11 protein-coding genes are annotated in these 12,798 nt (G+C 52.2%); 7 read left to right on the top strand and 4 right to left on the bottom strand.

The features are described 5' to 3' along the window. Positions 1 to 170: 170 nt before the first annotated feature. Both GU926_RS18335 and GU926_RS18330 read right to left on the bottom strand, forming a co-directional pair. Complete coding sequence (locus tag GU926_RS18335) at positions 171 to 365, bottom strand: hypothetical protein (protein WP_160694492.1); 195 nt, start codon at positions 363 to 365, stop codon at positions 171 to 173. 17 nt (positions 366 to 382) lie between these two features. Next, positions 383 to 2,320, bottom strand: a complete 1,938-nt coding sequence (locus GU926_RS18330; protein WP_160694490.1) for an FUSC family membrane protein — start codon at positions 2,318 to 2,320, stop codon at positions 383 to 385. 299 nt (positions 2,321 to 2,619) lie between these two features. Here GU926_RS18330 and GU926_RS18325 point away from each other — a divergent pair, with 299 nt between their 5' ends. From GU926_RS18325 to GU926_RS18630, 7 genes are all read left to right on the top strand, one after another. Further along, positions 2,620 to 3,603: a YpdA family putative bacillithiol disulfide reductase gene (locus tag GU926_RS18325; RefSeq protein WP_160694488.1), complete on the top strand. Its 984-nt coding sequence runs from the start codon at positions 2,620 to 2,622 to the stop codon at positions 3,601 to 3,603. Positions 3,604 to 3,850: 247 nt separating this feature from the next. After that, on the top strand, positions 3,851 to 4,423 hold the full coding sequence (locus tag GU926_RS18320) for a TetR/AcrR family transcriptional regulator (RefSeq protein WP_160694486.1): 573 nt from the start codon (positions 3,851 to 3,853) through the stop codon (positions 4,421 to 4,423). Between the two features lie 45 nt (positions 4,424 to 4,468). Further along, complete coding sequence (locus GU926_RS18315) at positions 4,469 to 5,800, top strand: TolC family protein (RefSeq protein WP_160694484.1); 1,332 nt, start codon at positions 4,469 to 4,471, stop codon at positions 5,798 to 5,800. A 16-nt stretch (positions 5,801 to 5,816) separates the two neighbouring features. Continuing rightward, complete coding sequence (locus tag GU926_RS18310) at positions 5,817 to 6,956, top strand: efflux RND transporter periplasmic adaptor subunit (RefSeq protein WP_160694482.1); 1,140 nt, start codon at positions 5,817 to 5,819, stop codon at positions 6,954 to 6,956. 31 nt (positions 6,957 to 6,987) lie between these two features. Then, positions 6,988 to 10,158, top strand: a complete 3,171-nt coding sequence (locus tag GU926_RS18305; RefSeq protein ID WP_160694480.1) for an efflux RND transporter permease subunit — start codon at positions 6,988 to 6,990, stop codon at positions 10,156 to 10,158. An 84-nt stretch (positions 10,159 to 10,242) separates the two neighbouring features. After that, on the top strand, positions 10,243 to 10,734 hold the full coding sequence (locus tag GU926_RS18300; protein ID WP_160694478.1) for a hypothetical protein: 492 nt from the start codon (positions 10,243 to 10,245) through the stop codon (positions 10,732 to 10,734). Positions 10,735 to 11,154: 420 nt separating this feature from the next. Next, positions 11,155 to 11,289 (top strand): hypothetical protein, encoded by a 135-nt coding sequence (locus GU926_RS18630; protein WP_262886148.1) that lies wholly within the window; start codon positions 11,155 to 11,157, stop codon positions 11,287 to 11,289. 179 nt (positions 11,290 to 11,468) lie between these two features. Here the strand turns inward: GU926_RS18630 and GU926_RS18295 are convergent, their stop codons facing one another. After that, positions 11,469 to 11,834, bottom strand: a complete 366-nt coding sequence (locus GU926_RS18295) for a DUF2200 domain-containing protein (RefSeq protein ID WP_160694476.1) — start codon at positions 11,832 to 11,834, stop codon at positions 11,469 to 11,471. A gap of 165 nt (positions 11,835 to 11,999) precedes the next feature. Next, complete coding sequence (locus GU926_RS18290; protein WP_160694474.1) at positions 12,000 to 12,713, bottom strand: CPBP family intramembrane glutamic endopeptidase; 714 nt, start codon at positions 12,711 to 12,713, stop codon at positions 12,000 to 12,002. Positions 12,714 to 12,798: the final 85 nt, after the last annotated feature.

The following is a 12,798-nucleotide window of genomic DNA, read 5'->3' as shown; positions in this document are numbered from 1 at the left end:
GTTTCGTGCAATTTTTATACGTGCCCAAGAGGGTATAGTTAAATCCCGATACGTACAATCATTGTACCTACATATATATGAATTGGTTTTGACGGCTGCAACCAGCTATCTCGTTTTTGGCTGTTTTTCAGGAAATTGGGCTAAAAACGATGCAGGCTGATTTTGCAAAACTACATGTGAATGGCTTGCGTGATTTTGGCGATGTCATGGCAGACTTTGTTCAGGAACTGGAGTTGTTCCTGTAGCAAAGCATCATTAGGGCCGGTAGTAGTCAGAGGAGTTTCAGGTTCTGGAACAGCAGATATCGTGGCCTCTTCTGAAATAACCGGGGGATCGGTGCCCAGGGTTTTCAGAGCGCTTTGCAAGGCATGTGAGGCCTTTCTTACAATTTTCCGGTACTCTTCTGGCAGCAACTGTGTCTGGTCAAACAAGCGGCCCGAGCCATGGTGGCAATAAACGAAGACAGTATGTGGTTGAGCACCACCAGTTCATACATTTCCTGCTTTTTGCGCTGCTTGTTCTTGGGCTCAGAGGCCATGCGTTGGAACGCCGCTGACAGGTTAGCCGAGCTCACATACACGTCTTTGCGGGCCAGCTTGTACTCCAGTTCTGAGACGCTGGTCTTGGATAACATCTGCAGGTAGCCCAGGTTGGCCTGCAAGGCCGCGCTCAGAAAGGTCTTCATCTGCTTGGCTTCCCAGTTAGGGAAAATGAGGTAGCTGGCCAGAAACGCAATGCCGCAGCCCACCAACGTATCCAGTACCCGCTCCTGCACCACCGCCAAACCAGAACTGCCCAGAAAACTGAACACCAGCAGCACAAAGGGCGTCATGAACAGCACGCTCCAGACGTAGTTGATGCGTTGCACGCTGTAGGTGCCCACCATGAAAAACACCAGCAAGAGAAACCGCAGCGTGGCATCTTCCACTAACCACAGTACCAGAATACCCACAAAACTGCCCACCAGCGTCCCCAGCAAACGTTGGTAGTTGCGCTGCTTGGTCAGGCTGAAGCCCGGCTTTAAAATGAAAACCACCGTGAGCAAGACCCAGTAGCTATGCTGCCCGTACGGAAAGAGCTTGGTCAAGACAAAAGCCACGAGACTCACCACCGCCATCCTGAATGAGAACCTGAACACCGACGATTGCAGCGTCAGGTTGTTGAGAAAGATCTGCGGATCCAGGTTCTGGTGTTGAATGAAGGGGGCATAATGTACGGTTGGGGCAAACTCCTTATCCTGCACGGCGCCTTCCCGCAGGTAGGTCTGCACGCTCTGCACCCGCTCGGCCATCACCTTAAAATTCACGAAGATTTTTCTTAGCACCAGCGTCTGCACATCGGGGTGCTGTTGTTCTACCTGGTCAATGGCCTGCTGCAATTTCTCCAGTTTTTGGGCCAGGTCTTCGCGGGTGCCGGTGTACTGCTGGTTTACCTGCACGGCCTTGGCTATCTGCTCCAGTTCCTGCGCGTATTCTTGAATGAGGGCCACAATCCTGGCCAATACACCAGAAGAGGCGAATTTGGTGCGCAGGGCGGTGTAGTCATAGTGAATGGCGGTGATCTGCTCATACAGGTCCACCATGTCCACAAATATCATGAACAGCGTGCGGCCGGTGCGGGTAGAATCTTTGACCACCAGCCGGCTTTTGAAGAGCATTTCGCGCACGGTGTCCTGCTTCTCATTGACCACCACCTGTTGCGTGACCAGCTTGCGGTACTGCTCCTCCAGGTCTGAGGATGGGTTGTAGAACTCGGCTTTGATCCGCAGGAACTTGGCTACCTCGCGTATGCCGTCGGCTAGGTTCTGCTGGGTCTGGCGGTAGGGCATGATCTGGGCCGAGAATAAACTCAGCACCGCGTACCAGATGCCGCCCGCCAAAATGAGAAGGCTGTAGGTAGGCACCTGGCTAGGCTCTAAGGGATGCGCCAGCGTTAGAATCATGACCAGCAAGGCTGCCAGCCCAATGAACGAGGCCCGCATGCCGTATACCAAAAACATGGAGCAGACAAAACTGAGGACCAGAATCTCCAGCCCCAGCAACATCACGTACGGCCGGGCATACCCCGTCAAGAGGCCTACCACCGCTCCCAGCACCATGCTCACCAACATGCCGTTGCGCTTATGGGCCACCGGCCCCGGCGAATCTGCCAGACTCACACAGATGGCCCCCAAAGACAGGGAGAAACCCATGGACATTTGCCCATAGTACGCCGCCACCAAACTGGGCAGCAGCACGCCTATGGTGGTCTTGATGCCATCAGAGAAGTTCTGACTGAAAAAGAAGTAGTGCAGTTCCTGCAGGTAGCGGTGTCTGGGCATGACGTATTCTATCTCAAAACACTCAGGTGCTCTCGCTGGTTTAGTCCCAGATAGAGCGCACAAGGCAATGTCCTCTAACGAGACTCAGAGACAAAGGTAAGCGCAGAATTGCCAATCTGGCGGTTTGCCCGGTTTATCTTGCGCCGCAAAACCAACGTAAAGAGAATTTGCCTGCAACTTTTAGCACGGACTTTTGAAGGCGGCAGTCCGTTTTTAGCCTCTTTTCCAGAAAACAGTCCAAAAACGAGGCTCCCTCCTTATCTGCCGGAGATTCTTTCAGGCTTTCCTAGATTTGCAACATGACAGCAGCAGAGACTTTGTATGACGTGGTGATTATTGGTGGCGGGCCCATTGGGTTGGCCTGTGGCATTGAGGCCCAGCAGGCGGGGCTGTCTTACCTGATTCTGGAGAAAGGCTGCCTGGTGAACTCGCTCTACAACTACCCGCAGACCATGACCTTTTTCTCTACTTCAGAGAAGTTGGAGATTGGCGGCGTGCCCTTCATCTCAGACAACCCCAAACCGCGCCGTGCCGAAGCCCTGGAATACTACCGCCGCGTCGCCCTCAAATTCAACCTGGACGTTCATTTGTTTGAAGAGGTGCAACACGTAGAAAAACAGGAGGAGAAGTTTCAGGTGCAGACATCCAAAGGCACCTATCAAGCCCGCAACGTGATTGTCTCCACGGGTTTTTATGACCTGCCCGCGCTCATGGACATTCCCGGTGAAGACCTGCCCCACGTGACGCATTACTACAAAGACCCGCATTACTACGCCTTGCAAAAGGTAGTGGTGGTGGGCGCCAGCAACTCATCAGTAGATGCGGCGCTGGAAACCTACCGCAAGGGTGCCCAGGTGACCATGGTAGTGCGCGGTCCCGAGATTGGCCGGCGCGTGAAGTACTGGGTGCGCCCAGACATTGAAAACCGCATTGCAGAGGGCAGCATCACGGCGTATTTCAACGCCAGCATCACGGCCATCAGACTAGGCGAAGTAGACATTCTCACGCCCGAGGGACTTGTGACCCTTGCCAATGATTTCGTGCTGGCCCTAACGGGTTACAAACCTAATTTTGACCTGTTGCGCAAGTTCGGTGTGCAATTATCTGAAGATGACAAGCTGTACCCTCAACACAATCCCACCACCATGGAAACCAATCAGCCGGGCCTCTACCTGGCGGGCGTGGTCTGCGGCGGCATGGACACCCACCTGTGGTTCATTGAAAACTCCCGGGACCACGCCCCCAAAATCATCCAGCACATCTTGGCGCAACAGGCAAAGTGAGGCCTTAGTTTTTGGCCTGTTTTCACCAAAACAGCCCAAAAACGAAGGGTTACGCACGCCAGGGTTTCCTATAAGTAACCACCCATCGGCCTTATTCTCCAACTTTCTTACTTTCAAGCAGTTACCGCCCTAAATTTATCCTTCATAAATAATTTCTATTCTTTCAAAGGTAAATTCAATTAGTCTCTCCTTTTAATTAGCCCTTACTTTGCCTCCCGAATGAACGTTCAATAGAAGCAAAAAACAGGTGGCGGAGAATATTGCAGAGAAGAAAAAGGCGATTCTGGAGAGTACCCTCAAGCTGATTCAGCAGAACGGGTTTCATGGTACGCCCATGAGCCTTGTAGCCAAGGAGGCCGGCGTGGCGGCGGGCACCATCTACCATTATTTTGACAGCAAGGACACGCTAATTCTGGAGTTGTTCGCGTACACGCAGCGCCAGATGCAGCTCACCCTGCAGCAGGGCCTTCATCCCGAAATGGACTTTGAGGAAAGCTTCTTTCTACGCTGGATCAACCGCTGCCAGTTCTACATTGACCACCCAGAGGTATTGTTCTTTCTGGAGCAGTTTGTGAACTCGCCCTTCTACCCTCGCTGCACCCAGCAAAGCGACCATTACCAGAACGAGATCAAGGAGTTTATAGAGCTGGGCAACCAGCATGGCATCCTGCGGGACATGCCGCCCAAGCTCATGGCCATGATGATTCATAGCAGCATCATGACGGCCGCCAAGGTACACATTACCGGCAAGGCGCATCTTTCTGAGAAAGAATTCACCCAATTGGCACAGATGAATTGGGACGGCATTCGTAAACTCTAATCATCTTTTAACCAAGCATTTATTGAATACCCTTTACCCGTACATATGAAAAAAACATTTTATCTGGGGACTTTGCTGCTGAGCTGCCTGTTGGCTCCCTCTGCCGCGACGGCCCAGATGACCCAGGACAGCACTGCCCAACGGCTAACGTTGCAGGAGTGCGTAGAATATGCCCTCAAAAACCAGACGCAGGTGCAACAGGCACAGCTAGACGAAGAAATAGGTGAAAGCCAAATCAGGGCACAGCTTTCGGGTTGGCTGCCCCAGGTATCGGCTAATTATGCCCTAACCCACAACATCAAACGCCAGCAGAGCGTGTTCGGGGACCAGGTGATCACCATCGGGCAGAAATACAATTCCAACATCAATTTCCAGGCAAACCAGACGCTGTACAGCAATGACCTGTTGCTGGCCTCACGGGCGGCGCGCTTTACCCGCCTGGCTTTGGACCAGATCACCAAGGCCACCAAAATCAACACGGTGGTAGAGGTGAGCAAGGCTTTCTATAACATTTTGCTCAGCCAGGAACAGCTGCGCATTCTGGAAGAGAACATCCAGCGCCAGGAAAAGCAGTACCGTGATGCCCGCGCCCAGTATGAGCAGGGCCTGGTAGACAAAACCGATTATCAACGCGCCAGCATCACCTTGAACAGCATTAGGGCAGACCGCAAAAGAACGCAGGAAGCCATCAAGGCAAGCACCGCCGTGTTGCAGGAACTTATGGGCTTGCCCATGGGCCAGCCGCTTACGTTGGCCTATGACTACCAGCAGATGCAGCAGAACATCTACCTGGACACCACGCAGCAAGTAGCATTTGCCAACCGCGTAGAATACCAACAGATCCAAACCCAACGCCAGATCCAGGGCCTGAACACGCGCTATTACAGATGGGGTTTTTTGCCTACGGCGTCGGCGTTCGTTAACTACAACCCCACCTTCTTCAGCTCCAGCTTCTCAGATTTGTACCGTCAGTCTTACCCAACCTCGGCGGTGGGTTTGCAGGTGGGTATTCCTATTTTTCAGGGGGGAAGAAGGTTGCAGAACGTGCGCATCTCTGAGCTGCAAGCCCAGAGCCTGGATCTGGAGCTGACCAACCTTCAGCGCCGCATTAACACAGAGTACCAGCGCGCCCTGGCCAATTACAAAAGCGATTACCAGGACTGGCTCATCTTGCAAGAGAACGTGAAGCTGGCGGAAGAGGTGTACAACGTGCTTAAGCTGCAATACAACGAAGGCATTAAAACCTACCTGGACCTGATTGTGGCCGAGACCGATTTGCGCACCGCGCAACTCAATTATTATAACGCCTTGTACAATGTACTGGCCAGTAAACTAGATGTTCAACGTGCCCTGGGCACCATTGCTGTCAATGAATAAGCCGAAACCAACCTATATGAAAAGAAATCTTTCTCCCCTGGCCTTAGCCTTCTTCGCCTCTGCCCTGCTTTATTCTTGCGGCAACAAAGAAGGAGCTCCGCAAGGCGCCATGATGGGCGGCCCGGTACCCGTGAATACCTATACCGTCATGCAGGAACGCGTGGTGGGCACTGACACCTATCCGGGCACGGTAGTACCGTTGAGTGAAGTGGAACTACGCCCGCAGGTAAGCGGCTACATTACCCAGATATTTGTAAAAGATGGCCAGCGCGTGACCAAAGGCCAGAAACTGTATGAGATTGACCGTACCAAGTACCAAGCAGCCTATAACCAGGCCCAGGCCCAAGTACGCAGCGCACAGGCCAACCTCAACCGCGTGCAGAAAGACCTGGAGCGCTATGAGAACCTGGCCAAGCAGGACGCCATTGCCCGCCAGCGCGTAGACTACGCCCGCGCCGACGTGGAGACTGCCCGTGCCCAAGTGGCCGTGGCCCGCTCTCAGGTGGCCAGCGCCGCTACAGACCTGGGCTATTCCATCATCAACGCGCCGTTCTCTGGTACCATCGGCATCTCACAGGTGCGGGTAGGCTCCCAGGTAAGTCCGGGGCAGACGCTGTTGAACACTATTTCTTCAGATGGCCCCACGGCCGTTGATTTTGTGATCAATGAAACCGAACTGCCCAGATTTAACCGCCTGCAGCAAGGCAAACAGCCAGACTCTTTGTTCACGCTTTCCTTCTCTGACGGTTCTACCTATCCACATACAGGTAAGCTGAGCGCCATTGATCGGGCCATTGGTACGCAGACGGGTACCATCACGGTGCGCGTGAGCTTCCCTAACCCAGATCGCCAACTGGTGTCTGGCATGACCGTGAGCGTGAACGTCTTGAACCAGGACATTGGCCAACAGATTACGCTTCCGTTTAAGGCCGTGACAGAGCAGTTGGGCGAGTACTTCGTGTACAAAGTGCAGGGCGATTCTGTACAGCAGCAGAACATTCAACTAGGCACCCGCTTCCAGGACAAGATTGTGGCCCGTGAAGGCTTGAACGCCGGTGATGTGATTGTGGTGGAAGGCATCCAGAAACTGCGTCAGGGAGCCAAAGTGCAGGTAGGTGCCGCGCCAGCCGCAGGCCCGGCCGCCGGTGCCAGATAATTAAGGTTTATAGAAGCATTTCAGAAAGAAGATGATATCTGACATATTTATAAGACGGCCTATTACCGCCATCGTGATCTCTATTGTGATCGTGCTGGTAGGTACCCTGGCCATGTTGAACCTGCCCGTCACCCAGTACCCCGATATTTCGCCGCCTACGGTTTCCGTGTCGGCGAACTACACCGGGGCAGATGCGCAGACCATTGAGCAGACCGTAGCCACCCCCATTGAGACCCAGATTAACGGGACGCCGGGCATGGCCTATCTAAGCTCTACTAACACCAGTACCGGGCAGATGAACATGACGGTGACCTTTGAAGTAGGCACGGACATCAACATTGCCACGCTGGATGTGCAGAACCGCGCCAGCGTTGCGGAGCCGAGCCTGCCAGAAGAGGTACGCCGTCTGGGTGTGACCGTGCGCAAGCGGAACCCCAGTATCTTGATGGTAGTGGGCATTTACTCGCCTAAGAAAACGCATGACATCCAGTACCTGGACAACTACACCAATATCTACGTAAAGGATGCCTTGCTACGCGTGAAAGGTGTGGGTGACGTAACGTCTATTGGCCAGGACTTTAGCATGCGCTTGTGGTTACAACCAGACAAGTTGGCCCAGTACAACCTGAGCGCGAACCAAGTGGTAGCCGCCATTCAGGAGCAGAACATGCAGGTGGCCGCGGGTACCGTGGGGGCTCGGCCGCAGTACAACACCCAGGCGTTTCAATACCCCATAACGGTGAGCGGACGTCTGGCCACCCAGCAGGAGTTTGAGAACGTCATCATTAGAACTAACCCTGAAGAAGGCTCTTTGGTCTATCTGAAAGATGTGGCCCGCGTGGAGTTCGGGCAGTTTGACTACGGCCGTCAGGCCACCATCAACGGCAATCCGTCCGGCATCATGCTAATCTACCAAGCCCCGGGCTCCAACGCCGTAGAAACTGCCGAAGGTATCAATGCCGCTTTGCAGGAAATGAAGAAAACCTTCCCCGCCGATGTGGACTACATTGTCTCGTTTGAGTCTGTGACGGTGGTGGAGGTGTCCATTAAGGAAGTGGTCACGACCTTGCTGGAGGCCTTGGTGCTGGTAATCATTGTGGTGTTCTTGTTCCTGCAAAGCTGGCGCGCGACGCTGGTTCCTATTCTGGCCATTCCGGTATCCATCATTGGTACGTTCATCTTCTTCATTCCGCTGGGCTTCACCATTAACACGTTGACGCTCTTCGGGTTTGTGCTGGCCATTGGTATTGTGGTAGATGACGCGATTGTGGTGGTGGAAGCGGTACAGCATTACATTGACCATGAGCGGCTTTCGCCTAAGGAGGCTACGCGCAAGGCCATGAAAGACATCACGGCGCCGGTAATTGCCATTGCCTTGATTCTGGCGGCGGTGTTTATTCCAGTGGGCTTTATACCCGGGATTGTGGGCCGGCTGTACCAACAGTTCGCGATTACTATTGCCATTTCGGTGTTGATCTCGGCGTTTGTGGCCTTGACCTTGACGCCCGCGCTTTGCTCCATGATGCTACGGCCCATGAACGTGAACCGCGAATCCAGAGGCTTGAACAAATTCTTCTACAAGTTCAATAACTGGTTCGCCCGCACCACGGCGTCTTACTCTGCCGGCGTGCGCAAAAGCATTAAAGCAGCACCGTTGGCCTTAATTCTACTAGCCTGTTTGTATGTGGGCACGGTGGGCTTGTTTGCTAAGAAACCAACCGGTTTCATCCCGACGGAAGATGAAGGACGCTTATTTATCTCCGTAGAACTTCCAGAAGGATCCTCTGCCAACAGAACCCAGGCTATCCTGGAGAGAATGGCCGGTATCTTAGGCGAAGTGAAAGCCATCAGAAACTCTACGTCTATCTCGGGTTTGAACGCCATTAACTTCTCCTTTAAGTCGAACAGCGGGACGTTCTTTATTCAGATGCACCCTTGGGACCAACGCAAGGACGAATCTATGAAGTTGCAAGGCGTCATAGCGGAGCTGAACCAGAAATTTGCCACCATCAAGGAAGCCAACATTATTGTGGTGGCACCGCCGGCTATTCCGGGTCTGGGCCAGTCAGGGGGCTTCAGCTTTATATTACAGCAGCGAACCGCCGGCGACATCAAGGAACTGGAGAAGGTGATGGGACAGTTTTTGGGAGCCGCCAACCAGCGGCCCGAGATTGCCATGGCCTACAGCTTCTTCAATACCCGCACGCCGGGCTACCAGGTAGAAGTGGACCGTGAGAAAGTGAAGAAACTGGGCATCAGCCTCACAGATGTTTATTCTACCATGGCTTCTTACATGGGCAGCCGCTACATCAATGACTTTACGCGCTACGGTCGTAACTACCGCGTAGTAGCCCAGGCAGACACCGCCTACCGCATGGACATCAAGAGCCTGAACCAGTTCTACGTCCTCAACCGCGCCGGTGAAGCTGTGCCGCTGAGTGCCTTGGTGAGTTCTAAAATAGTGGAGAACCCGGCGGTGATCTCACATTACAACTTGTTCAGGTCTGTAGAGATTTCGGGGAGCGCCAAGCCGGGCTACAGTAGCGGGCAGGCCTTGCAGGCGCTGGAGGAAGTGGCCGCGAAGACCCTTCCGGCCGGCTATGGCTATGACTTCTCTGGCCTAAGCCGCGAAGAGTTGGCCGCGGGCAACAGCACCCTTTACATTTTCGCGCTGTCCATTGTACTGGTTCTGCTCTTGCTGGCGGCCTTGTATGAAAGCTGGAGCGTGCCGTTCTCTATTTTGTTTGCCATTCCGCTGGGCATGTTCGGGGCCATTCTGGCGCTCACCTTCCTGCCTAAGCTGGACAACAATGTGTACGCCCAGATTGGTATGATTACCTTGATTGGTTTGGCCGCCAAGAATGCCATCTTGATTGTGGAGTTTGCCAAAGAACGGGTAGACCATGGCATGGAACTGATAGCCGCCACCCTAGATGCCGTACGGTTGCGCCTACGCCCTATCATCATGACTTCGCTGGCCTTTATTCTGGGCGTGGTGCCTTTGGTACTGGCTTCTGGCGCTGGTGCCGTGTCCAGGCAAACCATTGGCTGGGTAGTGATTGGCGGTATGCTGGCGGCTACGTTCCTGGCCATCTTCATTGTGCCGGTGTTGTTTGTGGTGATCACTCGTTTGGCGTATGGCAAGAAAGGCTTAGCGGATCTGGAAAACAAGTACAACGACGTAGAATTTGATCACCAATAACACTACCCGTTTTCATGAACGGTAAAAGCCCCGGCCCTTCTGGTGGCCGGGGCTTTTTTCTAACTTTCAGTTTACTCCATTTTCATGCTTCTTTCTAATCCTTCTTCCTCCAAGCCCAAGCCCATAGTTCTAATTCTGGCAGTATATCAATTGCTAGGCGGCCTGGTTGGGCTTTTCTTTCTACTCAAGATGGGTTCCCAGATGCTTAATGCCGCGACTTCTAGCTGGCTGGGGGTATTACTGGGGGCGCTTTTATATAGCTTTTCTGTAGTGTGTGGTTTTCTGCTGTTCAAGTCCCGCAGGAGTGCCTTTACCCTATCATTAGTGAACCAGGTGTTGCAGGTTTTTAGTGCAGGCATGGTCGGCTGGACGTTTAATTATGTGGCGGGCCTGAAAGTGGGACTGGGCATAGAGTTTGTGCCTGACTGGCTCCTAAAGGCGAAGCTCTCCTTGTCTTCCTTTACCTTAAGCCTGGGCTCTGGAATGGGTGGGTCTTTTGTAACTGTTAACTTTCTGGCGCTGGTGCTCCTCTACCTGCTGGAAAAATACCGCGAGCAGGCTCCTGCCAGCCAATAGACACCGTTATACCTCAAATTCTTTTTTAAAAAAGATGGTTAACCTTGGGCCAGTCCGAAGTTAAAATGTTACAAAATGCCCATATCCCGGCTGAAATGTTTTCAAATATAAGCTACCAGATACAATTGGAGGCTTTTTTAAAAGGTAATCCAAGGATTAGTCAATGTTACAAAAGCTGATATTCTTTCATTCATTCTAAGGAGGCAGCGCCCTACATTTGTTCCATACCTAATGACACAGAGAGAACCAGCCCCCTATTAGCTTCGCTGATACTGGTTCCTTTTATCACTAGGAAGAAACACTCTTTCCCATAGGCTGAGGTCTCCCCCCAAGACCTCAGCCTTTTTAGAAAACTTTGTGGTGGCTTTTTTACTGAGATTCTTTTGCCAAATAAACCTATACCTAAGAGCAGCCCGTTTCATGAACGCCCCCAGAGAGTGGATGAGCCTGCTTTTACGGTCTTCGCCTTCTGAGTTTACCACCGGCGAGGTCACGGCCTTTTACCTGCTTCTTTTTCTGGCGGGCACCATGCTCACCCTGGTGAGTTTACTGTAGCATTTTATACTCCCCAAACATATCCCCCAACCCCGCAAACGCCGGACTTCTGCAAAGGATGCCGACGTTTGTTTTTGGCCTCTTTTCTGGAAAACAGACCAAAAACGAGCGTTGCCTAGCTCAAGACTTAGGTACAATCCTGAGGAGGAACGATACTTACATTGTTTAGTGGAAATGCCTTACGACTGCCGTATGATTTTCTCCAACTTTTTGCCCTTCGCCAGTTCATCTACCAGCTTGTCTAGGTACCGCACCTGCCGGGTCAATGGGTTTTCGATCTCTTCTATCCTATAGCCGCAAATGGTTCCTGTAATGAGCGTTGCGTTGGGAGGAATGGCTGCTTGTTGGAAGAAAGCCTCAAAGGTCACTTTTTCTGTGATTAGCTCCTGCAGTTTGTTTTCATCAAAACCCGTCAGCCACGCAAGTACCTGGTGCAGTTCTTCTTTGGTCCTGCCTTTGCGTTCTACCTTGGTCACGTAGTGCGGGTACACCGAGGCAAAGGTCATGTTGGCTATTTTAGCATCATGCGCTGGGGTTGTCTTCATGGCTTTGGATTTGTTGTCTGCTTATTAAGGTTCTCTAAGGTAAATGTATTTTAGCAAGAGAAGCAATGGCAGGTTGAGTTCTTGACGGGGCTATCTTATGAGCCTAGCTTGCCAAGGCTTGAAGAAGGGTAAAATGCAGCCAGTGTATTCTTGACAACAAAATGGTTAAGAAGCACTTAGAAATCCTATCAAGCTTAAAAGGGCTCCGAACAGGTTCCCGAAAACATGCAGGTACACTCCCAAATACAGGTTCTTCTTGTACCAGACCAGATACGTGAGCGGGAGCTGAATCAGGAAGATAAGCGGGTAATTGTAGGGCTGCCAAAAATGCGCGAAGGCAAACAGCGCCGCAGATAATAACGGCGCAACTATTCCCAAAGAAGTCATTCTGGCCAGCAGGTAGCCTTTAAAGTAGTACTCTTCTACCACCGGTATAAGTAGACCATCTACCAAAATCTGCAACACCAGAAACAACAGCATGGCCCTGTAGCTGAGAGATGCCACCTGATCACTGCCTTTCAGGTATGCCGGAAGCCAATAAAACACCTGCTCCAGCAGAAACTCCTTTACAGGCGCCAACAGAAACAACAGCCCGAAGGCCCAGGCAACCAAGGCCATAAAGAACAGAAAGTACTGCCATGCCGGCATGGGTTGGTGGTACAGGTTCACACCCCTGAGCGTATAAAACCCATGAATCCTTCTTCCTTCTCTCAGCAGCAAATACACATGCAAAGGAATGGTGATGAAAACCAGCGCCGCTAAAAATGAGAGCCCTGTATGCCAGCCATGTTGCTGGAGCAGCGGGGCCAACAGAACCACGATGACTATGGTAATAAGCCCGGGAAGTAGGTGAAAAAGGACGGCCTTGCCTATGTTCATATTGGTTTTGTTTTCCCTTCAGATGCGGCTCCTACCATTTCCTACTTGTAGTGTAAAGACAACATGACAGATCGTTTTCTTATAA

The sequence above is a fragment of the Nibribacter ruber genome (assembly GCF_009913235.1).
Lineage (GTDB): Bacteria > Bacteroidota > Bacteroidia > Cytophagales > Hymenobacteraceae > Nibribacter > Nibribacter ruber.
This window is presented reverse-complemented; position numbering and strand designations above follow the sequence as displayed.

Bases quoted from the DNA above. Each gene is read 5' to 3' on its own strand.
- GU926_RS18330 (WP_160694490.1), bottom strand. From the start codon at position 2,320: ATGCCCAGACACCGCTACCTGCAGGAACTGCACTACTTCTTTTTCAGT.
- GU926_RS18290 (WP_160694474.1), bottom strand. From the start codon at position 12,713: ATGAACATAGGCAAGGCCGTCCTTTTTCACCTACTTCCCGGGCTTATT.
- GU926_RS18315 (WP_160694484.1), top strand. From the start codon at position 4,469: ATGAAAAAAACATTTTATCTGGGGACTTTGCTGCTGAGCTGCCTGTTG.
- GU926_RS18325 (WP_160694488.1), top strand. From the start codon at position 2,620: ATGACAGCAGCAGAGACTTTGTATGACGTGGTGATTATTGGTGGCGGG.
- GU926_RS18295 (WP_160694476.1), bottom strand. From the start codon at position 11,834: ATGAAGACAACCCCAGCGCATGATGCTAAAATAGCCAACATGACCTTT.
- GU926_RS18630 (WP_262886148.1), top strand. From the start codon at position 11,155: ATGAACGCCCCCAGAGAGTGGATGAGCCTGCTTTTACGGTCTTCGCCT.
- GU926_RS18300 (WP_160694478.1), top strand. From the start codon at position 10,243: ATGCTTCTTTCTAATCCTTCTTCCTCCAAGCCCAAGCCCATAGTTCTA.
- GU926_RS18305 (WP_160694480.1), top strand. From the start codon at position 6,988: ATGATATCTGACATATTTATAAGACGGCCTATTACCGCCATCGTGATC.
- GU926_RS18310 (WP_160694482.1), top strand. From the start codon at position 5,817: ATGAAAAGAAATCTTTCTCCCCTGGCCTTAGCCTTCTTCGCCTCTGCC.